This is a genomic window from Dactylosporangium sp. CA-052675 (assembly GCF_050947935.1).
Taxonomy (GTDB): Bacteria; Actinomycetota; Actinomycetes; order Mycobacteriales; family Micromonosporaceae; genus Dactylosporangium.
In genome coordinates this window covers 9,131,239-9,155,297 of sequence record NZ_CP192010.1, presented here as the reverse complement: position 1 = coordinate 9,155,297, position 24,059 = coordinate 9,131,239, and the positions used below count along the sequence as shown (strand labels likewise).

General features: G+C 70.3%; 23 protein-coding genes. 15 read left to right on the top strand and 8 right to left on the bottom strand.

From position 1 onward, the window contains the following. The first annotated feature begins 16 nt into the window (after positions 1-16). The 4 genes from ACQP1P_RS41020 (at position 17) to ACQP1P_RS41005 (ending at position 3,682) form a co-directional block, all read left to right on the top strand. Positions 17-811, top strand: coding sequence for an ABC transporter permease (locus tag ACQP1P_RS41020; protein WP_433079739.1), 795 nt, complete (start codon positions 17-19; stop codon positions 809-811). Beyond that, positions 796-1,869 (top strand): ABC transporter ATP-binding protein, encoded by a 1,074-nt coding sequence (locus ACQP1P_RS41015; protein ID WP_433079737.1) that lies wholly within the window; start codon positions 796-798, stop codon positions 1,867-1,869. Before ACQP1P_RS41020 ends, ACQP1P_RS41015 begins: the two co-directional genes overlap by 16 nt. 543 nt (positions 1,870-2,412) lie before the next feature. Beyond that, positions 2,413-3,165 carry a precorrin-6A synthase (deacetylating) gene (cobF, locus tag ACQP1P_RS41010; RefSeq protein ID WP_433079735.1) on the top strand — a complete coding sequence of 251 codons (753 nt, stop codon included), beginning with the start codon at positions 2,413-2,415 and terminating at the stop codon, positions 3,163-3,165. Between the two features lie 112 nt (positions 3,166-3,277). Next, positions 3,278-3,682 carry a RidA family protein gene (locus ACQP1P_RS41005; protein WP_433079733.1) on the top strand — a complete coding sequence of 135 codons (405 nt, stop codon included), beginning with the start codon at positions 3,278-3,280 and terminating at the stop codon, positions 3,680-3,682. 296 nt (positions 3,683-3,978) lie between these two features. Here ACQP1P_RS41005 and ACQP1P_RS41000 read toward each other — a convergent pair whose 3' ends face one another. Further along, a complete protein-coding gene (locus ACQP1P_RS41000) occupies positions 3,979-4,920 on the bottom strand; it encodes an aldo/keto reductase (RefSeq protein ID WP_433079731.1) in 942 nt (313 codons plus the stop codon). A gap of 56 nt (positions 4,921-4,976) precedes the next feature. After that, positions 4,977-5,429, bottom strand: a complete 453-nt coding sequence (locus ACQP1P_RS40995; protein ID WP_433079729.1) for a VOC family protein — start codon at positions 5,427-5,429, stop codon at positions 4,977-4,979. A 64-nt stretch (positions 5,430-5,493) separates the two neighbouring features. Between ACQP1P_RS40995 and ACQP1P_RS40990 the strand changes: the two genes are divergently transcribed. The 5 genes from ACQP1P_RS40990 (at position 5,494) to ACQP1P_RS40970 (ending at position 11,523) form a co-directional block, all read left to right on the top strand. Next, the gene (locus ACQP1P_RS40990) at positions 5,494-6,375 is read left to right on the top strand and encodes a TetR family transcriptional regulator (RefSeq protein ID WP_433079727.1); all 882 of its coding nucleotides are present in this window, start codon (positions 5,494-5,496) and stop codon (positions 6,373-6,375) included. A gap of 253 nt (positions 6,376-6,628) precedes the next feature. Beyond that, positions 6,629-7,384, top strand: coding sequence for a zf-HC2 domain-containing protein (locus ACQP1P_RS40985; protein WP_433079725.1), 756 nt, complete (start codon positions 6,629-6,631; stop codon positions 7,382-7,384). A 288-nt stretch (positions 7,385-7,672) separates the two neighbouring features. Further along, complete coding sequence (locus tag ACQP1P_RS40980) at positions 7,673-8,644, top strand: hypothetical protein (RefSeq protein WP_433079723.1); 972 nt, start codon at positions 7,673-7,675, stop codon at positions 8,642-8,644. Between the two features lie 219 nt (positions 8,645-8,863). Continuing rightward, positions 8,864-11,065 (top strand): polymorphic toxin-type HINT domain-containing protein, encoded by a 2,202-nt coding sequence (locus ACQP1P_RS40975; RefSeq protein WP_433079721.1) that lies wholly within the window; start codon positions 8,864-8,866, stop codon positions 11,063-11,065. Positions 11,066-11,097: 32 nt separating this feature from the next. Continuing rightward, complete coding sequence (locus ACQP1P_RS40970; protein ID WP_433079719.1) at positions 11,098-11,523, top strand: hypothetical protein; 426 nt, start codon at positions 11,098-11,100, stop codon at positions 11,521-11,523. Positions 11,524-11,643: 120 nt separating this feature from the next. On the opposite strand, the gene dusB is transcribed toward ACQP1P_RS40970, so the two are convergent. Continuing rightward, positions 11,644-12,705 carry a tRNA dihydrouridine synthase DusB gene (dusB, locus tag ACQP1P_RS40965; RefSeq protein ID WP_433090328.1) on the bottom strand — a complete coding sequence of 354 codons (1,062 nt, stop codon included), beginning with the start codon at positions 12,703-12,705 and terminating at the stop codon, positions 11,644-11,646. Positions 12,706-13,155: 450 nt separating this feature from the next. Here dusB and ppdK point away from each other — a divergent pair, with 450 nt between their 5' ends. Next, entirely contained in the window at positions 13,156-15,807 is a 2,652-nt protein-coding gene (ppdK, locus tag ACQP1P_RS40960) for a pyruvate, phosphate dikinase (protein WP_433079717.1), read from the top strand. A 104-nt stretch (positions 15,808-15,911) separates the two neighbouring features. Here the strand turns inward: ppdK and ACQP1P_RS40955 are convergent, their stop codons facing one another. The 4 genes from ACQP1P_RS40955 to ACQP1P_RS40940 form a co-directional block, all read right to left on the bottom strand. Continuing rightward, positions 15,912-16,283 carry a hypothetical protein gene (locus tag ACQP1P_RS40955; protein ID WP_350620724.1) on the bottom strand — a complete coding sequence of 124 codons (372 nt, stop codon included), beginning with the start codon at positions 16,281-16,283 and terminating at the stop codon, positions 15,912-15,914. A gap of 86 nt (positions 16,284-16,369) precedes the next feature. Next, positions 16,370-16,795 (bottom strand): roadblock/LC7 domain-containing protein, encoded by a 426-nt coding sequence (locus ACQP1P_RS40950; protein WP_433079715.1) that lies wholly within the window; start codon positions 16,793-16,795, stop codon positions 16,370-16,372. Between the two features lie 43 nt (positions 16,796-16,838). Further along, complete coding sequence (locus tag ACQP1P_RS40945) at positions 16,839-17,813, bottom strand: ADAM 12 protein (RefSeq protein WP_433079713.1); 975 nt, start codon at positions 17,811-17,813, stop codon at positions 16,839-16,841. After that, a complete protein-coding gene (locus ACQP1P_RS40940; RefSeq protein WP_433079711.1) occupies positions 17,810-18,163 on the bottom strand; it encodes a hypothetical protein in 354 nt (117 codons plus the stop codon). Before ACQP1P_RS40940 ends, ACQP1P_RS40945 begins: the two co-directional genes overlap by 4 nt. Before the next feature lie 328 nt (positions 18,164-18,491). On the opposite strand from ACQP1P_RS40940, the gene ACQP1P_RS40935 reads away from it, so the two are divergent. The 5 genes from ACQP1P_RS40935 (at position 18,492) to ACQP1P_RS40915 (ending at position 22,839) form a co-directional block, all read left to right on the top strand. Then, on the top strand, positions 18,492-18,818 hold the full coding sequence (locus ACQP1P_RS40935) for a VOC family protein (RefSeq protein ID WP_433079709.1): 327 nt from the start codon (positions 18,492-18,494) through the stop codon (positions 18,816-18,818). After that, positions 18,815-19,915, top strand: coding sequence for an AI-2E family transporter (locus ACQP1P_RS40930; protein ID WP_433079707.1), 1,101 nt, complete (start codon positions 18,815-18,817; stop codon positions 19,913-19,915). The genes ACQP1P_RS40935 and ACQP1P_RS40930 overlap by 4 nt, the downstream gene beginning before the upstream one ends. Continuing rightward, positions 19,912-21,135, top strand: a complete 1,224-nt coding sequence (locus tag ACQP1P_RS40925; RefSeq protein ID WP_433079705.1) for a deoxyguanosinetriphosphate triphosphohydrolase — start codon at positions 19,912-19,914, stop codon at positions 21,133-21,135. The genes ACQP1P_RS40930 and ACQP1P_RS40925 overlap by 4 nt, the downstream gene beginning before the upstream one ends. Before the next feature lie 12 nt (positions 21,136-21,147). After that, positions 21,148-22,407: an NAD(P)/FAD-dependent oxidoreductase gene (locus tag ACQP1P_RS40920; protein ID WP_433079703.1), complete on the top strand. Its 1,260-nt coding sequence runs from the start codon at positions 21,148-21,150 to the stop codon at positions 22,405-22,407. A gap of 108 nt (positions 22,408-22,515) precedes the next feature. Beyond that, on the top strand, positions 22,516-22,839 hold the full coding sequence (locus ACQP1P_RS40915) for a hypothetical protein (RefSeq protein ID WP_433079701.1): 324 nt from the start codon (positions 22,516-22,518) through the stop codon (positions 22,837-22,839). A gap of 196 nt (positions 22,840-23,035) precedes the next feature. Here ACQP1P_RS40915 and ACQP1P_RS40910 read toward each other — a convergent pair whose 3' ends face one another. Next, positions 23,036-23,863, bottom strand: coding sequence for an aldo/keto reductase (locus ACQP1P_RS40910; protein WP_433079699.1), 828 nt, complete (start codon positions 23,861-23,863; stop codon positions 23,036-23,038). Positions 23,864-24,059: the final 196 nt, after the last annotated feature.

Below are 24,059 nucleotides of genomic sequence, written 5' to 3'. Positions count from 1 at the left end.
GGTGAGGTGAGGTTGCTTGCGCAGGCGTGACGGGGGTCGGCGGGTGCCGATCGGGCTGCTCGTTCCGGCCGGGCTCGGGCTGGTGTTCCTGGTGCTGCCGCTCGCGGGGCTGCTGATCCGGGCGCCCTGGACGACGTTGCCCGAGCGGATCGCGCAGCCGGGGGTGCTCACGGCGCTGCGGCTGTCGTTGCAGAGCGCGACGATCGCGACGGTGCTGTGCCTCGTGCTCGGGGTACCGCTGGCGTGGTTGCTTGCGCGAGTGGACTTTCCGGGGCGGCGGTTCGTGCGCGCGCTCGTCACGGTGCCGCTCGTGCTGCCGCCCGTCGTCGGGGGTGTCGCGCTGCTGCTCGTGTTCGGGCGGCGGGGGCTGGTGGGGGAGTGGCTGGACAGTACGTTCGGGATCACGCTGCCGTTCACGACCAGCGCGGTCGTGCTCGCCGAGGCGTTCGTGGCGATGCCGTTCCTCATCATCGCCGTGGAGGGGGCGCTGCGCGGGGCGGACAGCCGCTACGAGGAGGCGGCGGCGACGCTCGGGGCCGGGCGGTGGACGACCTTCACACACGTGACGCTGCCGCTGGTGGCGCCGGGGATCGCGGCCGGGGGCGTGCTGTGCTGGGCGCGGGCGCTGGGGGAGTTCGGGGCGACCATCACGTTTGCGGGGAGCTTCCCGGGCACGACTCGGACGATGCCCCTCGAGGTGTACCTCGCGCTGGAGACCGACCTGCAGGCCGCGATCGTGCTGAGCCTGATCCTGCTGGCCGTTTCGGTCGCGATCCTGGCCTCGCTGCGCGACAGATGGATCACCGCATGAGCGCGGGGGCCTATCTCGATGCGCGGGTCGTGGTCGAGCGCGGGTCGTTTCGGCTTGATGCGCATGTGCGCATCGCGGCCGGCGAGGTCGTCGCGCTGCTCGGGCCCAACGGGGCCGGGAAGACGACGGCGCTGCGGGCCCTCGCCGGCCTCACGTCGCTCACCGACGGGCACATCGTGCTCGACGGGAAGGACCTCGACCGGCCGGCGCGGCGAGTGTGGATTGCGCCGGAGCGGCGGGCCATCGGCGTGGTGTTCCAGGAGTACCTGCTGTTTCCCCATCTGACCGCGCTCGACAACGTGGCCTTCGGGCCGCGGCGGCATGGCCGGGATCGCAAGACGGCCCGGGCCGAGGCAACAGCCTGGCTCGGCCGTGTCGGATTGGCCGATTTCGTTCGGCGAAAGCCGCGGCAATTGTCGGGCGGACAGGCGCAGCGGGTGGCCTTGGCGAGAGCATTGGCCGTACGACCGCGGCTTTTGCTCTTGGATGAACCGCTCGCCGCGCTCGACGCGGGCACGCGGGCCGACACGCGGGCCGAACTGCAGCGGCACCTCGCCGACCACCCGGGCGCGACGCTCATCGTCACGCACGATCCGCTCGACGCGCTCGTGCTCGCGGACCGGCTCGTGATTGTCGAGAACGGGTCCGTGGTGCAGGAGGGAGACGCGGCGGAAATCACGGCGCGGCCCCGCACCGAATATGTGGCCCGCCTGGTCGGCCTGAACCTGTATCGCGGGCGCGCCGACGGACGCTCGATCGACGTCGGGGGCATCGTGCTGACGGCGGCCGATTCGCTGAACGGCGACGCATTCGTGGCGTTTCCGCCTTCGGCCGTCGCGCTGCATGCGACGCGGCCGGATGGGAGCCCGCGCAATACGTGGCCGGCGACGATCGCGGGGATTCAGCGGCACGGGGACAATTTGCGGATTCGGCTGGAGGGGGCGCTGGCCGCGTCCGCGGACGTGACGCCTGCGGCGGCGGCGCATTTGGAGCTGACGGCGGGCCGCGAGGTTTGGGCAGCGGTGAAGGCGGCCGAGACGCGGGCGTATCCGGCCTGAGCCGCCACCCCGGCCGGGTCGTTCGTCCACCGCGGCTTGGGGCATGGCCTTGTCCACTACGCCCTCGGCCGTGCTCTTTCCGCCACGGCTTGGAGCACGGGTTTTGTGCACTACGCCCTCGGCCGTGCTCTTTCCGCCACGGCTTGGAGCACGGGTTTTGTGCACTACGCCCTCGGCCGCGGTGTTTCCGCCGCGGCTTGGAGCACGGGGTCGGACCACCCCGGACTCGGCTGCAGTTTGGGACGGCCTTTAGGCGGTCTTGGCTCCAGTAATTTGGCGCATCCGCTCGGTGTCATCCGCCTTTGTCATTCGTCGCGTGCTGTCTGGCTCATGCTGTCCGTTTTCCTGCGCGCGTCGCCGAATGCTGTCGCGTCGTCGAGCGGTTGGCAGTTACTCGTCCTGTCTGCGCGTTCGGGCGGTCGTTTGCGCGCGTCGTGCGCATTGCCGTCGGCGGGTCTCGTTCGCGTGCGCGCGGTGGCGTCGGCGCGAGGCGGTCGGCACCCGCGCCTGGGGTGTCCACCGCGCGCACCTACGATGGGCGGCATGCGCAAGGTGTTGATCATCGGGGTGGGTGCCGGTGACCCGGAGCACGTCACCGTCCAGGCGATCAACGCCATGAACGCCGTCGACGTGTTCTTCGTGCTCGACAAGGGCGAGGCGGCGGCGGAGCTGACCGACGCGCGCAAGGCGCTCGTGGCGCGGTACGTCGAACGGACAGATTCGCGCACCGTGGTGATCGCCGATCCGCCGCGCGATCGGGCCGCGGCCGACTACGCGGGCGCGGTCAAGGACTGGCGGGACGAACGCGCGCGGCTGCTCTCCGAGGCGATCGAGCGCGAGCTCGGCCCGGACGGCGTCGGGGGCATCCTGGCGTGGGGGGACCCGGCGCTGTACGACGGCACCATCCGCATTCTGGAGGGCATCGGCGGCGTCGAGTACGACGTCATTCCGGGCATCAGCAGCGTGCAGATTCTGACGGCCCGGCATCGCGTAACGCTCAATCGGGTGGCCGGATCCGTGCACATTACGACAGGACGACGGCTCGCGGCTGAGTGGCCGTCCGGGTGCGACGACGTCGTCGTGATGCTCGACGCGAACCTTGCCTGCCGCCGATACCGCGACGAGCCCATCGACATCTACTGGGGCGCGTACCTGGGCACGCCCGACGAGATCCTCCGCAGCGGCCGGCTCGCCGACGTCCTCGACGACATCGAGTCCGTGCGCGCCGACGCGCGAGCGCGCAAGGGCTGGATCATGGATACGTATCTGCTGCGCCGACGCGCGGAAAGCGTCTAGGAGACCGCTGCATCATCACGCCATCACGCCTCGTGTCGCAAGAAGCGCGCAATGTTGGGTGATGGACGCGTGTCCGCTGCGACCGGCAACGGAAGGCGCTTAGGCTCGGGGCATGCACCAGCCGATCATGCCCGACTCGATGCCCCGGCCCGCGGCGCGATACGCGCACGCCACGCTCGTCACGAACCCGGCGCGCTGGCTGCACACCGCCGGCCAGGTGGGCATCGACTCCGACGGCAACGTGCCCGACGGGGTGGCCGCGCAGGCGAAGGTCATCTGGCACAACATCGCCGCGCTGCTCGCGGCGGCGGACATGTCCGCCGACGACATCGTGAGCATCACGACGTACGTGGTCGCGTCGGCCATGGAGGACGGGCTCGCCGAGGCCATGGCCGAGCGCGACACGTTCATGTCGGGGCGGCTGGTGGCGAGCACGCTGCTGACCGTGCCCGCGCTCGTCCGGCCCGAGTGGCTGATCGAGATCGTGGTCGTGGCCGCGGACCAGAAAGCCGCCTGAGTGGGCTGCCGGAGGTGTTGTGCGAACCTTTCCGCGAAGCACCGCCGGTTGACGGACAACGCCTGGTGAGCGATCGCTCAGTACGTCGTTCAGCCCAGCCCCTGTAGCTCCGGTCTGTGCGTTGAGATCGGTTGGACAGCTCCTGTTGAGCGAATGTGCAGAGCGCCGCTCGGCTCAGCACATTGGCTCAATGGACAACACCTGGTGAGCGATCGCTCAGCACGTCGCTCGAACCAGCCCCTGTCGCTCCGGTCTGCGCGATGAGATCGGTTGGACAGCACCTGTTGAGCGAATGCTCAGAGCGCCGCTCGGCCCAGTACCCATTGCTCGGTCTGCGCGATGAACTCGGTCGGGAATCCGGGCTTGAACCCGGTCGCGGCTTCGAGCCGTTCACGTAGCTCCGGCGTGAGCTCGATGTCGGTACACCGGAGATTGTCCAGAATCTGCGCCTCGGTGCGCGCGCCGAGCATGGGCAACACGCCGGGCCGCTGCCGGGTCCAGGCGAGCGCGACCTGCGCGGATGTGGCACCGAGTTCGTCGGCCACTGTGCGGACTGTGCGCGCGATGTTCAGGTCGTGTTCGCTGATGTCCGCGCGGTTGAGCCGCGCGTGTTGCGCGTCCGCGTGCTCGTACCTGTCGTACTTGCCGCTCAACACGCCGCCGCCGAGCGGGCTCCACGCCGTCACCGACAGGCCGAATGCGTCCGCCATCGGCAGCAGTTCACGTTCGGCGTCGCGGTTGACCAGGCTGTACGGAATCTGGAGCCCGGCGAAAGGCGTCCATCCGCGCCACTCGGCCAGCGTGTTCGCGCGGGACACGAGCCAGGCGGGGGCGTCGGAGATGCCGACGTACAGGACCTTGCCCGCCGTCACTGCGTCGTCCAGTGCGCGCATCGTCTCCTCGATCGGCGTGTGCCGATCCCAGATGTGCACCCAGTACACGTCGATGTGATCGGTGCGCAGGCGCCGCAGACTCGTCTCGAGCGACAGGCGCAGGTTGCGGCGATGGTTGCCACCGCCGTTGGGGTCGGTGGCGTCGCGCGTGACCGTGTACTTCGTGGAGAGCACGAAACGGTCGCGGCGCCCCTCCAGCAGCTCGCCGACGATCTCCTCGCTGGCGCCGCCGCGGTAGTTGATCGCCGTGTCGACCATGTTGCCGCCCGCGTCCGAGTACGCGTCGAGGATTCGGCGGCATTCATCGGGCGGTGCGCCGACGCCGCCCTGCTCGCCGAAGGTCATGGCGCCCAGGACGAGCTCGGAAACGCGCAGACCCGTTCGTCCGAATGTGCGGTACCTCACGCAAACATCGCCGCCACGTGCTGCGCGATCTCGTCCGGTTCGACATCGCGGAGGTGCCGATCGATCGCCCAACGGTGTCCGGATGGGTCGAGGAACTGCGCGGTGCGATCGCGCCAGATGGCGTCGTGCGGCTCCTCGAACGGCTCGGCGCCGGCGGCGATCGCGCGCGCCCAGACGGCGTCGATGTCGTCGACCGGCACGTGGAAAGCGGCCGGCGAACCGCCCAGCGCCGCGGGCGTGCGCAGGCGTCGGCCGGTCATCTCGCCGGCGACGGCCAGCACCGTGTCACCGACGCGAAGCTCGGTCGTGAGCGGACGGCCATCGGGCAGGTTGACCCTGCCGGTCTCGCCGGCACCGAGGACCTCGGCATACCACGCGGCGGCTGCGGCGTACCACGCGGCGGCTGCGGCGGGAACCTCCACAACAAGATTGACGGCGATCTGTGTCATGTGAGTGACCATACAAACTGTCTGGTCATACTGTCCAGACATTACATACGGTACGGTGCGTGCCGTGAACGCCCGCCGCGACGAACGTTCGGACACCGAACTGCGCGAACGTGTCCTGAACGCACTGCGCGAACTGCTCGACACGCGCACTTTCGACTCCCTCAGCGTGGCGGAAGTCATCACGGCCGCCGGGGTATCGCGGGCGAGCTTCTACTTCTACTTCCCGTCGAAGCAGGCGGCGCTGGCCGAACTCGTCCGGCGCGCGGTGGGCGCGGGGCATGAGGCCGCCGAGCCGTGGCTGTCGTCGGCCGCCTCGTCGACCGGATCGCCTCCGGGGCCGGTTGACGCCGCAGCTTTGGGAGCGGTTGGCGCCTCGATCGGCTCGCCCGTAAGAGCGGCTGGTGCCAGAGCCCGGCGGCCTTCGGGGGCGGCCGGCGATCGGAATGCGGCGCGGCAGGGGGTGGCCAGCTCGCATCCCGGCATGCCCGGCTCGTCGGCAGCGCAGGAGCGGTCAGGCCCGCGGGCGGGGGCCGCGCTGCCGGGGGCGCTCACTCAGCAGGCGGCGGCCGGGCCGCCGGAAGCGCTCAGTCCGCGCGAGTCGCTAGGCCCGCGGGAGGCGCTGCGGCACGGGATCGCGGCCGGAGCCGACCTATGGCTCGCCAACGCCGGTGTATTGCGCGCGATCGTGGAGAGCTGGGCCTCGGACGCACAGCTTCGCGAACTCTGGCTTGCGCAAATGGACACCTTCACTGCCGCGACCCTCGCCCGCATCGCGGAGGAGCCCGGCCTCGAAGGCGTCGACCTGCCTGCACTCGCGGCGTCACTGACCTGGCTCGGCGAGCGGCTCTACTACCTCGCCGCCTCCCGCATACCGCCCTTCGACAACCGCGAAGTACTTGTGGACACCCTCACGCACTTGTGGATTCGCGCACTCGGAGCTGCGTGATTCTGGGCCCTTCGCGCGTGTGCCGAGACTGATCCCGCCTGACCGCGCGTCGAGATCGGACCTGTGCGCGGAAACTCTGCCGTGCGCGCAGATGCGGGGCCGCCGGCGGGGCGCTGCCCTTGGCCGGGGCGTGCATGCGCACCGGAGCAGCGAGTGCCGGAGCCCGCACGTGGGGTCGACCGCATGCGGGCCTCACGCGCAGGTACCTGGCCTCGGCTGGAACTAACCCGCCGTGTGCGGCGACAATCCAACCGTGGAGTGTGAGCGGTACCGAGAGGCGCTGTCGGCCCGGCTCGACGGCGAGGACGAACCGATCGAGCCGGCGCTGGTCGACGCACACCTGGCGGGGTGCGCGGCGTGCCGCCAGTGGGAGCGCGAGGCCCAGGCCGTGACGCGCCTGGTGCGGCTGCAGCCCGTGCCCGGCACCCCGCCGCCCGTAGAATCCCTGCTCGCGGGCTTCAAGCCCGGGAAGCGACGGGTGTTCGGCAAGCGCCAACTGGTACTGACGCTGAGGGTTCTTCTCGGCGTGTTCGGTCTCGCGCAGTTCATGCTCGGCATCGCCCAGGCCGCGACGGCCGCGAGCGCGAATCACATCCACGGCTCCGGCCACGTCTTCCACGAGTCCGCGGCCTGGAACGTGGCCATCGGCGCCGGCTTCGCCTGGATCGCGACCCGCCGCGCCACGCCGGCCGGGGCCCTGCCCATGCTGACCGCGTTCGTGGCGCTGCTGGCCCTGCTGAGCGCGAGCGACCTGATGAACGGCACCGTGGAGACGACGAGGCTGATCTCGCACGGTTTCGTGCTGGCCGGGTACGGCATCGTGCTCGCCCTGTCCCGCCCGGCGCTCGACCCCGGCCGCCCGCCGGCGGGTCGCCAGGGCCCGCCGTGGCAGTGGCGTCGCCCGGCGGCGCTGGACGAGGTGCCGCCCCCGGCCGCGACTCCGTCGCGCCTGCGCCTGATCCAGGGCCAGGCCCGCGTGGACGACCCGGCCCGCCGTCGCGCTGCGTGAGACAAATGTTGCTCAAAGAAACGACAAGATCAATAGTTTGGAGCCATCGGGTACGGTGAAACAAGCGGAACGACACCGGGCCCGAGGTGCGTTCCGCGATGGTTGCGGCGTGTCGACGTCAGCGACAGTTCTCAGAGAGGCGGTGTCCGAGCGGTCCGGTCGCGCCAGTGTCGCGCGCCCCTGAGGACTCGAGCGAAAAATCTTCGGAAGAACGGCAACTGTCCGGCACCAAGGTTGCGTCTTGGGTGACGTCTCTTCGATGCGTTACCGACCCAGAGGACGGAACCCGTGCGTACCAACGTCTCCCGTATCGTCGCCGCCACCTTCGCGCTGGCAGCGTTCGTCGGCGTGGCCGGCTGCTCCGCGGACATCAATACGAGCGCCGACCAGGCCACCGCACAGGGCGGGGACAGTTCGCCCCCCGCGACCGAAGCGCCGAGCAATGCTGACGGGGCGGCTGTCGGGACGGCTACGGCAACCCGGTGGTACCTCGCGTTCGACCAGCATGACGCGACCGTGCACGCCGTGCGGGGCAACCAGGACGTCGTCAAGGCCAAGATCTCCGGCGGGGGCGGCCCCTGCGAATCCAACAGCGTCACCGTCTCGCCCGACGGCAAGCGCGTGGCCTGGATCGGAGACGCGGACGAGCTGAAGGGGGCCGGGTCGCTGTTCGTCGAGGCGACCGACGGGTCCGGCAAGAAGACCGTCGACACCGGCGTGCTCTGCCTCGGGGCGGCGGCGCTGGTGTGGAAGGGCGGCGATCTGCTCGCCGCGAGCAAGGACGGGCGGCAGATCGCGTACGACCTCGCCAAGGGGGCCGCGGCGCCGATCGCCGACCCGGAGCAGCTCCAGGCGGCATCGGCCGACGGCTCCTGGAAGGCCTCGAAGTTCAACGACCAGCGACTGGTCACGAACGGACAGCAGAGCCACGTGTACTCGTACCAGCCCCCGGCCGCCGACGCCGAGCACTATTCGGGGTGGGCCGCACGCGGGGTGTCGGCCGATGGCCGGTACGTCGCCGTCGGCTGGCTCGGGACCGACCCGTCGCGAAAGTGGGACACGTTCGCGGTCGTCGACACCGCCACGAGCAAGGCCGTGACGCTGCCTGGGAGCGGCACCGTGCTCTTCGCCGCGAACGGGCAGGCGCTGGTGCGCGGGGACGGGCGGATTGTGGTGCTTGACGCGCAGTTGCGCCAGGTGGCGGCGATTGCCGAGGGCGACGCGGTGAAGGACATGCGGCTGCTCGCATACGTGGGCTGAGCATTCCTGCGACTTCGCCAGGTCGCTCCATCGACAGGGCCGGGCATCAACGGGGGTGCCCGGCCCGTGTCGTACCCACTGGAGTTTCCTATGTGCGTCTCCTAGCGCGTGCGCCCCGGAGGCCGATAGACCGGCCTGTCGTACTCGGGCCTGGACAACGACCTCGCGGCGGACACGACGGCGACGTACACCCGCGACCCGGGCGGCGCGGTCGTCGGCGTGAAGGGCGCGTCGGCGCAGTACGCGTACACCGACCTGCACGACGACATCACCGGCCTGTTCACCGCGACCGGCACGAGCCTGTCGGGCACGACGGTCTACGACCCGCTGGGCAAGGTTCTCGCCTCGACCGGGATGCAGGGCAGCCTCGGCTACCAGTCGGAGTGGACGGACACGTCGACGAGCCGGGTCAACATGATGGCCCGCTGGTACAACACCGACACGGGCCAGTTCGACACCCGCGACACCGCGTCGAACAGCCCGGTCCCGAACTCGGCCGCGGCCAACCGCTACGCCTACGGCGACGACAACCCGCTGACGACCACGGACCCGACCGGCCACTGGGGCCTGAGCAGCCTGAAGAAGGCCTGGAACGCGACCACGAGCTTCGTGAAGTCGGTGACGCCGCCGTACGTCTACAACGCGGTCAGCTCGTTCGTGTCGTCGGCGGTCGACTTCGGCAAGGCCGCGTGGAAGGTCGCGGCCCCGTTCGTCGCGCCGATCGTCGACAAGGTGAAGACCGCGGTGCAGGCGGGCCGCAAGATGGTCGCGGCAGTCGGGCACAAGGTCACGAAGGCGTACCAGCAGACCGTGGCCAAGGCGAGACAGGCGGGCAGCTACGCCAAGTCCCAGGCCATGAAGATGCCGGTGGTCAAGAAGGTCGCCGACGCCTCGAAGGCCGCGGTCAAGTTCGTCAAGGACCACAAGAACGCCATCATCGAGGGCCTGGCGATCGTCGGAGGCATTGCCGCCGGTCTGGCCTGTACGGCGGCGACCGGTGGTGTCGGAGCCGTGGCCTGCATGGTCGGCGCTTCGGCGCTGATCAACCTCGCGAAGGACGCGGCGCAGGGCAACATCCACTCCTGGAAGGACGCCCTCGGCTCGGCCGGGACCGGCGCCCTGCAGGGCCTGGCCGGCGCGGCGGGCGGCGCCCTGGGCGGCGTGATCGGCGGGAAGGTCGCCTGCTGGGCGGCGAACAAGCTCGGCGGCCTGGCGGTCAACACCTTCGGCAAGGTCGTCGCCGGTGCCATCTCGGGCGGCCTGTCGGGCGCGGTGAACGGCGCAATCTCGGATGCGGTGAGCCAGTTCGGCACCACCGGCAAAGTCGACTGGGGGTCCGTCGGCACGAGCGCCCTGATCAGCGGCCTCACTGGCGCATTCACCGGCGGCAAGGCCGGGAAGAAGGCACCGTGCGGGAAGCACAGCTTCGATCCGCAGACGCGGGTGCTGATGGCGGACGGCTCGACGAAGAAGATCGAGGACGTCGAGGTCGGCGATCAGGTCTCGGCGACGGACCCGGACACGGGTGCGACCCAGCCGAAGCCGGTGACGAAGCTGTGGCTCAACCACGACACCGAGCTCACGGACGTGACGGTCCGGGTCGTCTCAGCGGATACGAATGCCAAGCCGGCGGCCACAACATCGCCGGCGCTGAAGCTGGCGAAGGTGGGCGCGGCGGTGACGGCCGCGGCGGCGCTCGCGGTCGGCGCGACGACGACGGTGCTCCACACGACGCAGCACCACCCGTTCTGGAACCGCACCACCAACACGTGGGTGAACGCGGCGGACCTGAAGCCCGGCGACGAACTGAAGACCGACGACGGCGCGTCCGTCGAGGTCACGGACGCCAAGAACTTCACCGACGCCAAGGACATGCGCGACCTCACCGTCGCCGACGTCCACACGTACTACGTCCTAACCGCCGGTGAGCCGATTCTTGTCCACAATATCGGCGGCTGCGGTTCTGGAGACAACGCACCGACGGGTCAGGTCAAATACGATTCCGAAGGCCTTCCGAGGAACGCGGCAGACTATCGCATTCAGAAAAATGTCGCGTCGAATCGCAATCTGGCAGTCGCTGAGACGAATGACGGTCGGCTTTGGTATGGAATCAGCAAGTCCACCGAGAAGGGAGGCGTCTACCATTCAGAGGACCACATTCGGGATCAACTGGCGGACGAAGGCTTGAGCTGGGACGACGTTAAATCGATGTACTCCGACCGCTCGCCCTGCCCCGATAAATGTGCGGCTATGGTTCCCGATTCCGTGAATGTCAGCTACGCGGCACCACATAGCACCAACGCGACGCCGGAGGGTAGGTGGGCAAATCGCGACTTTACGGCGCGGCTGAAGTGCGAATATCGCTACGCAGAGTATCGCCGCGGTCTTCGATCTCAGCAGCCGATCTGTAGTAGGATTTGACCTGTTGCGCAAGCGTCACGATTGGCTGTGTCATGGAATTCGACCATCTGTCGCAAGATTCGACTGATCGGCTCCACGCGCTGGCTGAGGCCGTAAGGTCGACTCTTCGGTTGGCTGGCTTGGTGGTCGGCGACACTGCTACTGCGGAGATCGTGCATTCCGGTGTCGAGCTTGAAATAGACACCGGCGACGACGCTGGAGCGGGCATATATCTTTCTTGGTGCGTGTCTGCCGAATTGTCGGACCGGGTGGGGCCGGCGTTCCGGGAGGGTCGTTTCGATGACCCTGGCGTACAGTTGTTTGGCGCCGCGAACGAGCTTGCCCAAGAATTCCTGATTCGCCTGTTACGTCGTGTGGGTTTTAATGCTCGAGAAGCGCACGATCTTGCGCCATTCAGTGTTCACATACCGTTAGGCGACGGTGGCATCGGTCAGAAGGTAGATCCAGACATGGGATGACCGTGAAGGGCCGTCAGTCGCCGAAGTCGTCCAGTTCGGCACCAATGAAATGAGGGCGTGATGAGGATGCGACGAGGATGGCGTTCACGGAGGTCAAAAGGCCATTCCGGTGTGGCGCGATCAGCCGCCGGAGTCGTCCAGTTCGGCGCCCTCCGGAATGAGGTCGGAGTCGCGGTCCTGGAGCCAGCCCTCGGGCAGGACGACTTTGCCCGGAGTGCCTGTTCGGCCCCGTGGCTGGCCGAGGATTTCGCGTGGGAAAGGTGCCGAGTGGTCCAGCTCGCCCAGCAGATCGGCCAGTTCGCCCAGTGATGAGGACATCGCCAGGGAGCGACGCAGTTCGCCGCCCGCCGGGAAGCCCTTCAAATACCAGGCCACATGCTTGCGGAAGTCCGTCACGCCGTCGCGTTCGGTGCCCAGCCATTCGGTGAGCAGCTCCGCGTGCCGATACATCAGGGCGGCCACCTCGCCCAGGTTGGGCAGCACGCGGTCTGAGCGGCCCTCGAAGGCCGCGGCCAGGTCGGCGAACAGCCAAGGGCGGCCCAGGCAGCCGCGGCCGATGACCACGCCGTCGCAGCCGGTCTCGGACATCATCGCCAGGGCGTCCGTGGCCTCCCAGATGTCGCCGTTGCCCAGCACCGGGATGTCCAGAGACTGCTTCAGAGCCGCGATCGCGTCCCAGGCCGCCGTGCCCGAGTAGCGCTGTGCTGCCGTTCGGGCGTGCAGGGCGACCCACGCCACGCCGGCGTCCTGGGCGATTCGGCCGGCGTCCAGGTACGTCTGGTGGTCGTCGTCGATGCCGATGCGCATCTTCACCGTGACCGGCAGGCCCTCGGCCGCGTCCACCGCTGACGACACGATCGAGGCGAACAGGCGGCGCTTCCACGGCAGGGCCGAGCCGCCGCCGCGGCGGGTCACCTTCGGGACCGAGCAGCCGAAGTTCATGTCGATGTGGTCGGCCAGGTCTTCCTCTACGACCATTTCCACGGCCTTGCGGATCGTGGCGGGGTCGACGCCGTAGAGCTGCAGGCTGCGCGGGTGCTCACCCTCGGCGAATCTGATCATCGACATGGTCTTCGGGTTGCGCTCGACCAGGGCCCTTGTGGTGATCATCTCGCACACGTAGAGGCCGGCGCCCTGCTCGCGGCACAGTCGGCGGAACGCCTGGTTCGTGATGCCCGCCATGGGGGCGAGCACGACCGGCGGGTCGACGACGTGGGGTCCGAGCTGGAGCGGCACGCCCCGATGGTCCCACGCCCGCCGCCGCGCCCCCAAACGAGCGCGAGCGCGCCGCCGCGCCCCCAAACGAGTGCGGGAGCGCCGCCGCGCCCCCAAACGAGCGCGAGAGCGCCCCAAGCGAGCGCCAGGGGGCAAAACGAGAAAGTTCGTTTCTGCGCGGAAAAGGTACCGCCGAATCAACAAAGCGCATCGACCGACGAGACGGGAAAGAGAGCGCTCTCAGCAGCGAAGATGCGCGTTTCTGCTCGTGGGACCGCTCCCAAAAGCAGGGGGAATCGAAGCGTGTGCCGATTCTTGTCAGACTTGTCACCCGCCATGGCCACGGGCCAAAAAAACGACTTACGGTGTCCGGCACACCCAGGACCTAAACGTGGGCTCAGTGGGTATGGAGGCGTTGTGCAGAAGTTCGTGTACGACTTCGAAGAGGGCAACCGCGACCTCAAGGACCTGCTGGGGGGCAAGGGCGCCAACCTGGCCGAGATGACCAACCTCGGTCTGCCGGTGCCGCCCGGCTTCACGATCACGACCGACGCCTGCCGCGCGTTCCTGGAGACCGGCGAGATGCCGGGCCAGGACGAGATCTCCAAGCACCTCGCCGCCCTCGAGGACAAGATGGGCCGTCGGCTCGGGGAGCCCGCCGACCCTCTGCTCGTCTCGGTGCGCTCGGGCGCCAAGTTCTCCATGCCCGGCATGATGGAGACCGTCCTCAACGTGGGGCTGACCGACGACAGCGTCGCCGGGCTCGCCGCGCAGGCGGGCGGCGACGAGCGCTTCGCCTGGGACTCCTACCGCCGGCTCATCCAGATGTTCGGCAAGACCGTCTGCGACGTGCCGGGCGAGGAGTTCGAGCACGCGCTGGACGACGCCAAGCACCGTGCCGGCACGCGCGACGACGTGGGGCTGAAGGCCGGGCATCTCAAGGACCTCGTCGCCGAGTACAAGCGGATCTTCCGCGAGCACACCGGGCGCGACTTCCCGCAGGACCCCCGCGAGCAGCTCGACCTCGCCGTCGGCGCCGTGTTCCGGTCCTGGAACGCCGACCGGGCGGTGCTGTACCGCCGCCAGGAGCGCATCCCGTCGAACCTCGGCACCGCGGTCAACGTGGTCGCGATGGTCTTCGGCAACCTGGGCGCCGACTCCGGCACCGGCGTCGCCTTCACCCGCGACCCGGCGACGGGGGAGCGCGGGGTGTACGGCGACTACCTCGCCAACGCCCAGGGTGAGGACGTCGTGGCCGGCATCCGCAACACGATGCCGCTGCAGGATCTCGAGCAGCGGGACAAGGCCAGCTACGACCAGCTGATGTCGATCATGACCACGCTGGAGGAGCACTACAAGGACCTGTGCGACATCGAGTTCACGATCGAGCGCGGGAAGCTGTGGATGCTGCAGACCCGGGTGGGCAAGCGCACGGCCGCGGCCGCGTTCGTGATCGCCACGCACCTCGTCGACGAGGGCGTCATCGACCTCGACGAGGCCGTCCACCGGGTGACCGGCGCGCAGCTCGCCCAGCTCATGTTCCCGACCTTCGACCTGTCCGCGGAGCCGGAGCAGCTCACCCGCGGCGTCGGGGCGTCCCCGGGCGCGGCCGTGGGCAAGGCGGTCTTCGACGCCCAGCACGCGGTGGCCATGGCCAAGGAGGGCGAGCAGGTCATCCTGGTGCGCCGGGAGACCAACCCCGACGACCTGCCGGGCATGATCGCTGCGCAGGGCATCCTCACCAGCCGGGGCGGCAAGACCTCGCACGCCGCCGTCGTGGCCCGCGGCATGGGCAAGACGTGCGTGTGCGGGGCGGACGAGCTCGACGTCAACCTCCACAAGGGACAGTTCAGCGTGGACGGTCACGTGGTGTCCGAGGGGGACGTCATCTCCGTCGACGGTACGACCGGCCGCGTCTACCTCGGCGAGGTGCCCGTGCAGCCCTCGCCGGTGGTGCAGTACTTCGAGGGCACCCTCGACCCCGAGGCCGACCCGCTGGTCTCGGCCGTGCACCGCATCCTCACCCACGCCGACGAGCGGCGCCGGCTGCGGGTGCGCACCAACGCCGACACCGGCGAGGACGCGGCCCGGGCCCGGCGCTTCGGCGCGCAGGGCATCGGCCTGTGCCGCACCGAGCACATGTTCCTCGGCGAGCGCCGCGCGCTCGTGGAGCGGCTGATCCTGGCCCGCACCACCGAGCAGCGCGAGGCCGCGCTGGCGGAGCTGCTGCCGCTGCAGCGCGAGGACTTCACGGAGCTGTTCCGCGAGATGGCCGGACTGCCTGTGACGGTACGACTCATCGATCCGCCGCTGCACGAGTTCCTGCCGCCGCTGGAGGACCTCGCGGTGAAGGTGGCCGTGGCCGAGGAGCGCGGCGAGGACCCCGGCCACGACCGGGACCTGCTCGACGCCGTGCGCCGCATGCACGAGGAGAACCCGATGCTGGGCCTGCGCGGCGTGCGCCTCGGCCTCGTCATCCCGGGCCTGTTCGCGATGCAGGTGCGCGCGATCGTCGAGGCGGCCGCGGCCGTGCCCGACGCCCACCCGGAGATCATGGTGCCGCTGGTCGGCGCGGTGCAGGAGCTCGAGACGATCCGCGCCGAGGCCGAGAAGATCATCGGCGAGTTCGCCGTCGACGTGAAGATCGGCACCATGATCGAGGTGCCCCGGGCCGCGCTCACCGCGGGCGACATCGCCCAGGCCGCGGACTTCTTCTCGTTCGGCACCAACGACCTGACCCAGATGGGCTGGGGGTTCTCCCGCGACGACGTCGAAGGAGCCTTCTTCTGGCGGTACCTGGAGCTGGGGATCTTCGGCGTCTCGCCGTTCGAGTCCATCGACCGCGACGGGGTGGGCCGGCTGGTCCGCATCGCGGTCGACGAGGGCCGGGCGGCCCGGCCCGAGCTGCACTTCGGGGTGTGCGGCGAGCACGGCGGCGACCCCGACTCCGTGCACTTCTTCCACGAGGTGGGCCTGGACTACGTGTCCTGCTCGCCGTTCCGCGTGCCGGTCGCCCGCCTGGAGGCCGGGCGCGCGGCCATCGAGACCACCGGTTCCGACTCCCGATGACGTGGGTCGGCGGCAGGTGACCGTTCACCGGGTTTCGAGTCCCCGGTGAGCACTGAGAAGGCCGGGGCAACGGCGCCCCGGCCTTCTTCTCGTGTGCGGCGGACTCAGACTTCCATCTCGTCCTCGACGCGCGAGAGCTGGTGGCGGGCGAGCGCCAGGTTCGCGCGCTGCCGGTTGAGCGCCAGGTAGAGGAACAGCCCCTTGCCCGAGCGGCCCGTGACCGGGCGGATCAGGTGGTACTGGTTCGCCAGCGTGATCAGGATGTCCTCGATGCCTTCCTTGAGGTTCAGCATCTCGATCGTGCGCATCTTGGCCCGCACCACGTCGGTGTTGCCGGCCGCGGCGACGGTCAGGTCGAGGTCCTTGGACCCGCCGAGCACGCCGAGCGCCATCCCGCTGTTGTAGTCGACGAGCGCTACGCCGACGGCACCGTCGATCTGCATGAGTTCCTTGAGCGCAGTCTCCATGTCCGCCATGGCTACCTCCGAGAGTGTTCTAGTAGGGGAAGTGGGGGAAGCATCGGTACTTCGTCTGGGTCTGCGGTGCAGGCCGCCGCCCCGGCTCACCATGCCGCCGGCTCCGGCACGGCCCGTTCGAAGCCCAGCGCGGCGTCGGCCATCACCCGGGACACCACCGCGATCGCCCGGCGCGCCTCGTGGTGCAGCCGGGCCACGTTCGCGTCGGCGCGGGCCAGCAGCACCAGCACCGCGCCGTGCCCGGCCATGTACATGGCGACGTGCCCTCCTGTGCTGCTGATGAGCACCTCCTGGAAGTCCTGGTGACCGGCGCTGTCGGCGATGCGCTGGCTCACCCCGAGGCCGGCCGCCGCGAGCGCCGCGACCCCTTCGACCGCGAGCTCGTGGGCGTCCTCGGCGATGAGCAGGCCGTCCGTGCTGGCGACCAGGCACCCGGTGATCTCCGGCACCACCCGTCGCAGCCGGCCGAGCTCCGCCAGCAATTCGCCGCGCAGCTCCACGTCGGTCCTCATCGAGTCGTCTCCTCCCTTCCGCCGCGGCGGGACCGGTGGGCCCCTACCGCAGCGCCATCAACGCCGCGCGAATCCGTTTCAGCAGCGAGTCGTCCGGTGACTTGTCGATCGCCCCCGGCAGCACCGCCAGCGCGCTGACCCCCGCCGGCAGTTCCCGGCGCGCCGGAGACGGCGCCGGATCCTCGAACGTGAAGGTGCCGGGGACGCGCTGGGGCAGCGGCTCCGTCGGCGCAGGCTCGGGGGGCGGCTCGGGCGGTACCGCCGCGACGGCTCTGACCGCCGGCGCCTCCGGCGGAGTCTGCGCCGGAGTCTCCGCCGGAGTCTCCGGCGCCGCGACCAGCCCCGCCGCCGCCAGCCGGCGCACGTCCAGCGTCACGGCGTAGGCCGAGCGTCCCAGCAGGCCGGCCAGCTCCTGCGGGGTGCGCTGCCCGTCCGCGTGCAGGACGATCTCCCACTGCAGGCCGGACAGCAGCACCCGGTCGAGTCCCGGTCGCGGGACCGGCACGACCGGTGCGAGGTCGGTTGCGTCGGAGGGGTGCACCTCGTCGAGCATGCGCCGCTGACGGGCGACGTGGTCGCACACCTGGTCCGCCGTCACGGTGCCCTCGGCGCCGAGCCAGTGCTCGATGCCCTCGTCGAAGCGCAGCTCGGCCCGGGCGGTACCGAGCACGAAGAACGCCGCGTCGTAGAGCGCCTGCAGCGCGCAGAGCTCGATCTCGGCCGCGGTCACGTGCCCGCCCTCGACGAGCGCGCGGGCGGGCCGGGACGGGATGGTCTCCCACACCCGCTCCTCGACCTTGCCGCACGCGGTGAGCAGCCGGTCGACGCTCGGCGCGGCCGGCGACTCGCAGCCGTTGACCAGGCCGCCGCGCAGGAAGACGACGCCGCCGGGCTCGCCGTGCACGGTCAGCGCGCCGGTCGCGCCCCGCGCCGCGAGCTGCCCGAGGGCCTTGACGGGCGAGGTGCCCCGCGGGAACTGGGGCTGCTTGCCGGGGGATCCCGCCGCGACCGCGTTCACGCGAGGTCGTCGGCGAGCGAACGGACCCGGCGGCGGGCCATGGCCAGATTCCCCTCGTTGCGGTCGAGCCAGACGTAGAGCACGAGGCGGGAGTCGAAGCTGGTGCGTACCGGCCGGATGAGGTGGTACGCGGCCGATGTGCTGATGATGACGTCCTCCACGGTGTCACCCGGGACGGCCGGGGCATAGGCCGCGGTCTGCATGGCGGCATGGATCACGCTCGCCGTGCCCAGGGCGGCGGCGGTGGGGTCGGCGTGGGGCGCGACGTGCTCCTGGCCGCCTTCGAGCCCGAGGGTCTGTCCGGTGGTGTAGTCGATGAGGCTGGCCCCGATCGCGCCCCGGATGGACATGGCGCGGCGGAGACAATCATCGATAACGGGCAACACTTGCTCCTGGTTTCGCGGCTTACCTGGACGCGCGGTGCCGCATGGCACGGCGCGTTCACGGCAAGTTACCCCGCAGTCATGGATCGACTACTCCGTGCTTCGGGTAGGAACCTTTGACTGATCGGTTTTTGAGTTTTGCAATTTGCACGTTTGACGCCCATGGGCGCCGGAAACGTACTAAGCTGCCCAACCCCCGCCGCAGTGGACGGCTGCGACGGCCCTCCGCTCGGCGTATGGTGAGTCCCCACTCAAGGCGGAGGTGTACATGGGGAGCCGTTGGTACGCGCTGATCGTGGACGCCATCGACCCGGAGCGCCTGGCCCGCTGGTGGGCCGAAGTGCTCGACCACCGCGTCGAGAGCGTAGCCCCGCACGAGGTGGTGATCGGCCCGGCCGCCGACGGCCATCCGCGCATCGTCTTCACCCTGCAGCACCACGAGGAACGGGCCCGCAACCGCCTGCACCTCGACCTGCGCCCCGACGACCTCGACGCCGAGCTCGAGCGGCTGGTGAACATGGGCGCCCGGCACGTGGACCTCGCAGAGCCCGAGCATGCCGCCTGGGTGGTCCTCGCCGACCCCGAGGGCAACGAATTTTGCATCATCCGGCCAAACCGATGACCTTCGCGAAAACCTATCGGCTGGCCATCGCGGCCGGGCTGGGCCTGCTCACGGTGGGCCTGGCCGCGTTCACGCTCTACTCGGTGCGCGAGGTGCTGGTCCAGGTGATCATCGCGCTCTTCGTCGCGGTCAGTCTCGATCCGGCGGTACGGCTGCTGATCCGCCACGGCGTGCGCCGCTCGATCGCCGTCGCCGTCATCGGGGTGCTGGTCCTGGCGATCCTCGTCGGGTTCGTGTGGTCGCTGGTGCCCCCGCTCGTCGGGCAGGCCGGCGACCTGCTCGCCAACATCCCGCACTACCAGCAGGAACTGCAGGACCGCTCGCGCACCTACCAGGAGATCGCCGACCGGTACGGGCTGACCGAACGGCTCACCGAGTTCGCCAAGACGCTGCCGGCCAAGGTCGGCGGGGGCGCGCTCGGGGTCCTCACCGGCGTCTTCAGCGCCATGCTCAACGTGCTGCTGGTGACCGTGCTGACCATCTACTTCATGGCCGACCTGCCCCGCATCCGCCGCGGCCTGGTCCGGATGGTCCCGCGGGCCAACCGGCCCCGCGCCGCGCAGGCGATCAACGTCGTCGTCGACAAGGTCGGCGGCTACATGATCGGCAACCTGATCATCAGCCTCTTCGCCGGGGTGTCGTCGTTCGTCTGCCTCTTCGCGCTCGGGGTGCCCTTCGCGCTGCCGCTGGCCGTGTGGGTCGCGCTCACCGACCTCATCCCGATGATCGGCGCCACCGTCGGCGCCGCCGGCTGCTGCATCGTCGCGCTGGTCACCGGCGACGTGACGTCCACGGTCGTGCTGGTCGTGTTCTTCGTGGCGTACCAGCAGGTCGAGAACTACCTCATCGCCCCGCGCGTGCTGCGCAACACGGTGGACCTGTCCTCGGTCGCCGTCCTGCTCGCCGCGCTCACCGGCGGCGCGATCCTCGGCGTCGTCGGGGCGCTCATGGCCATCCCGATCGTCGCGGCCGTCAAGGTGCTCATGACCCCGATGGTCGAGGCGCTGAACGAACCCCCGGCCCGCGAGCCCCCCGCCGAACCGCCGGTGCCGATCCCGGAGCCCAGAGGTGAGGACTCTTCTAAGCTCGAATCGTGACCTCCGCAGATGCCGACCGCTTCGTGCCCGAGTCGCAGAAGGACACGCTCACCACCTCGGCCGACAACGGCCGGACCCCCTTCCAGCGCGACCGCGCGCGCGTGCTGCACTCCGCGGGCTTCCGCCGGCTGGCCGCCAAGACCCAGGTGCACACGGCCGGCACCGACGCCTTCCTGCGCACCCGGCTCACCCACTCCCTGGAGGTCGCCCAGATCGGCCGCGAGATGGGCGCCCGCCTCGGCTGCGACCCCGACGTCGTCGACACCGCCGGGCTCGCGCACGACCTCGGCCACCCGCCGTTCGGGCACAACGGCGAGGACGCGCTCGACGCCGTCTCCGGCCCGTGCGGGGGCTTCGAGGGCAACGCGCAGACGCTGCGGGTGCTGACCCGGCTGGAGGCCAAGGTGCCCGGGGCCGGGCTCAACCTGACCCGGGCCGCGCTGGACGCGGTGTCGAAGTACCCGTGGTTCCGCGAGGAAGGCCGGCGCAAGTTCGGCGTGTACCCCGACGACGCCGCCGTCTTCGCCTGGCTGCGGGCCGAGGCCGGGCCGGGCCGCTGCCTCGAGGCGCAGGTGATGGACTGGGCCGACGACGTCGCCTACTCCGTGCACGATCTCGAGGACGGCATTCACGGGGGGTACGTCCACCTCGCCCCGCTGCGCATCGACGCCGCCGAACGCGGGGCCCTCTGCGCCGACGTGGCCGCCGCCTACTCCCACGAGTCCGCCGCCGACCTCGAGGCCATCCTGCTCGACCTGCTCGCCGACCCCGTGTTCGAGCCGCTGGACGACTACGACGGCAGCCACGCCGCGCAGATCGCCCTCAAGCGGATGACGAGCGTGCTGACCGGCCGGTTCGCGGCCGCGGCGGTCGCGGCCACCCGGGAGCGCCACGGGCCGGCCCCGCTGCGCCGCTACGCCGCCGACCTGCTCGTGCCGCCCCTGGTGCGCGCGCACTGCGCCCTGCTCAAGGGCATCGCGCTGCGGTACGTCATGCGCAGGCCGGGCTCCTCGCAGCGGTACGCCGACGAGGTACACCTGCTGCAATCGCTCGTCGCCGCGCTGCTGGAGCGCGGCCCGGACGCGCTCGACCCGGTCTTCGCCCCGATGTGGCGCGCCGCACCCGACGACGCGGCCCGGCTCCGCGTGGTGATCGACCAGGTGGCGAGCCTGACCGACCAGTCCGCCGTGGCGTGGCACGCGCGTCTCGCCACGTCGTGACAGGCTTGTCGTATGGCTGACGAGCGCACGTTCGTGATTGTCGGAGCGAGCCTGACCGGTGCCAAGGCGGCGGAGACGCTGCGCGCCGACGGCTTCACCGGCAGGATCATCCTGATCGGCGAGGAGACCGAGCGCCCCTACGAGCGCCCTCCGCTGTCCAAGGACCACCTGCACGGCAAGGAAGGCGCCCGGGAGAAGGCGTTCGTCCACGAGCCCGGGTGGTACGCCGAGCACGACGTCGACCTGCGCCTCGCCACCCGGGTCACCCACCTGAACCCCGCGACGCATGTTCTCGTTCTGGACGGCGTCGACGAGCTGCGCTATGACCGGCTCCTGCTCGCGACGGGCTCGCGGGTGCGCACCCTGGACGTGCCCGGACATGATCTGCACGGCGTCCGCTACCTGCGCACGCTCGACGAGTCCGACGCGCTGCTGGAGCACCTGCGCACGGCCGCGAACGTCGTCGTCATCGGCGCGGGCTGGATCGGCCTGGAGACCGCCGCCGCGGCCCGCCACCACGGGGCGAACGTGACCGTGGTCGAGCAGGCCTCCCTGCCGCTGCGGCAGGTCCTCGGCGACGAGGTGGCGGCGGTCTTCCGCGATCTGCACGAGGCCCACGGCGTCACGTTCCGCTTCGGTACCGGCGTCGCCTCCTTCGGCGGCACCGGCGCGCTCTCGTCCGTGGTGCTCACCGACGGCACCGAACTCCCCGCGGACGTGGCCGTCGTCGGCATCGGCATCCAGCCGAACACCGAGCTGGCCGTGGACGGCGGCCTCGCGGTCGACAACGGCGTGCTCGTCTCCGCGAACCTCGCGACCTCGGCCCCCGACGTCTACGCCGCGGGCGACGTGGTGAACCTCGACCACCCGCTGCTCGGCCGCCGCGTGCGGGTCGAGCACTGGGCGAACGCGCTCAACGGCGGCAAGGCGGCCGGGAAGGCCCTGCTGGGCTCGGAGGAGGTCGTGTACGACCGGGTGCCGTACTTCTTCTCGGACCAGTACGACCTCGGGATGGAGTACAGCGGGTTCGCGGTGCCGGGGGAGTACGACACCGTGGTGTTCCGCGGCGACCCGGCCGTCCGCGACGGCAAGGCGCCGGAGTTCATCGCCTTCTGGGTCAAGGACGGGCGCGTGCTGGCGGGCATGAACGCGAACGTCTGGGACGTGACCGATCCGATCCAGGCCCTTGTCCGGGCCGGCTACAAGGGGACCGCGGTCGACCTGGCCAAGCTCGCCGACCCGGACGTCCCGCTGGATCAGCTGCTCGGCTGAGGATGTCGCGTGGCGGGGTGGCCGTGTTTCGGTCCACCCCTGTCACCGGCCGGCGATCTTCACCGGCGGCGCACGGGTTCTGCACATGGCGTCGTTAGGGTTCGCGGGGTGGAGCGACTGCGGGGTCTGTGGGCCTGTCTCATCGGGTTCGTCGCGCTGGCCGCGCTCGTGCTGTACCTCAATCCGATCACCGACCAGCGGCAGTGCCCGAACTGGGGCGGCAACGGCAACGCCAGCGCGTTCCGGGACGATCGCTGGGACCTCTACCTGCCGCTGCTGTGTACCGCCTGGCTGGCCGCCGTCATCGTCGAGCAGGCGCTGCCGTCCGCGCGCCGCTCGCAGACCAGGGGCGCCCGCGCGCTCGCAGCGGTATTGATCACGGTCGGCGTCGGCTGCTGCGGTGCGGGGCCGCTGCTGGTGGTGTGCCGGTAGGCTCTGGGCGTAATCACCAGGGGCCGCAGCGCGGCTACCGTGAGTGTGCGGGGCGGTGTCCGATCGGGCCCTGCAACTACCATGACCAGCGACTCTTTCGATGGCGCATGATCATGATCGGTTAGGTGGCGGTGGGTACGCTGGTGGGGAAAACGGAACAACGCCCGCCGCCAAGTCCCTGTCGCCGCACACGTCCTCAGAACTCTTCCCAGGTAGCCGGGTCCTGTTTGACGGGCACCTGGGCAACGGAGTCGACGACGGCCAGGTCGGCCGCGGAGAGCTCGAACCCGAACAGGTCGGCATTCGCGCGCTGCCGCGAGGGGTTTGACGAGTGCGGGACGACGGTGACCTGGCGCTGGAGCAGCCAGCGCAGCACGACCTGAGCGGGGGTGACGCCAAGGCGATCGGCCACGGCCACGATGCCGGGGTCTTCGAGCACGCCGGTGTTGCGCTCGAGCGGGCTCCACGCCTGCACCACGGTGCCCTTTCCCTGCACGGCGCCGACGAGCTCGGCCCGCGCGTGCGACGGCGAGACCTGGAGCTGATCGACGGCGGGGACGATGCCGGTCGCGGCGACCACGGCGTCGATGTGCTCGGGCAGGAAGTTGGAGACGCCGAGGGAGCGGATGAGGCCCTCGCGGTGCAGCTCGGCCATCTCGGCGTACGAGTCGACGTACCGGCCCACGGCCGGCAGGGGCCAGTGGATGAGGTACAGGTCGACGTGGTCCAGGCCGAGGCGTTCGAGCGACGCTTCGAGCGCGGCGCGGGTCGAGCCGCGGCCCTGGTCGGCGCCGCGGAGCTTGGTGGTGATGAAGAGGTCGGCCCGGTCGAGGCCGGATTCGCGCACGGCGGCGCCGACGGCGTCCTCGTTGCCGTAGGAGGCGGCGGTGTCGAGCAGGCGGTAGCCCGACGCGATGGCGGCGAGGATGGCTTCGGTGGCTGGGCGGCCCTGGAGGGGGTAGGTGCCGTAGCCGACGACCGGCATCTCGTGGCCGGAGTTCAGGGTTACGGTCGGGATCTTCATGGCTCAACCCTACGCAGGCGGTCGCGCCGAGCCCGCGGTCGCGCCGAGCGCCTGCCGCCGCGCCGCGCCCGCGGTCGCGCCGAGCGCCTGCGGTTGCGCCGCGCCGTGGTCGCGCCGAGTGCCGAGCCTGTGGTCGCGCCGAGCGCCTGCGGTTGCGCCGAGCCCGTGGTTGCGCCGAGACCATCAGGAGCGGCAT

Bases quoted from the DNA above. Each gene is read 5' to 3' on its own strand.
- ACQP1P_RS41015 (WP_433079737.1), top strand. From the start codon at position 796: ATGGATCACCGCATGAGCGCGGGGGCCTATCTCGATGCGCGGGTCGTG.
- cobF (WP_433079735.1), top strand. From the start codon at position 2,413: ATGCGCAAGGTGTTGATCATCGGGGTGGGTGCCGGTGACCCGGAGCAC.
- ACQP1P_RS41005 (WP_433079733.1), top strand. From the start codon at position 3,278: ATGCACCAGCCGATCATGCCCGACTCGATGCCCCGGCCCGCGGCGCGA.
- ACQP1P_RS41000 (WP_433079731.1), bottom strand. From the start codon at position 4,920: ATGACCTTCGGCGAGCAGGGCGGCGTCGGCGCACCGCCCGATGAATGC.
- ACQP1P_RS40995 (WP_433079729.1), bottom strand. From the start codon at position 5,429: ATGACACAGATCGCCGTCAATCTTGTTGTGGAGGTTCCCGCCGCAGCC.
- ACQP1P_RS40970 (WP_433079719.1), top strand. From the start codon at position 11,098: ATGGAATTCGACCATCTGTCGCAAGATTCGACTGATCGGCTCCACGCG.
- dusB (WP_433090328.1), bottom strand. From the start codon at position 12,705: ATGGCGGGCATCACGAACCAGGCGTTCCGCCGACTGTGCCGCGAGCAG.
- ACQP1P_RS40955 (WP_350620724.1), bottom strand. From the start codon at position 16,283: ATGGCGGACATGGAGACTGCGCTCAAGGAACTCATGCAGATCGACGGT.
- ACQP1P_RS40950 (WP_433079715.1), bottom strand. From the start codon at position 16,795: ATGAGGACCGACGTGGAGCTGCGCGGCGAATTGCTGGCGGAGCTCGGC.
- ACQP1P_RS40940 (WP_433079711.1), bottom strand. From the start codon at position 18,163: ATGTCCATCCGGGGCGCGATCGGGGCCAGCCTCATCGACTACACCACC.
- ACQP1P_RS40930 (WP_433079707.1), top strand. From the start codon at position 18,815: ATGACCTTCGCGAAAACCTATCGGCTGGCCATCGCGGCCGGGCTGGGC.
- ACQP1P_RS40920 (WP_433079703.1), top strand. From the start codon at position 21,148: ATGGCTGACGAGCGCACGTTCGTGATTGTCGGAGCGAGCCTGACCGGT.
- ACQP1P_RS40910 (WP_433079699.1), bottom strand. From the start codon at position 23,863: ATGAAGATCCCGACCGTAACCCTGAACTCCGGCCACGAGATGCCGGTC.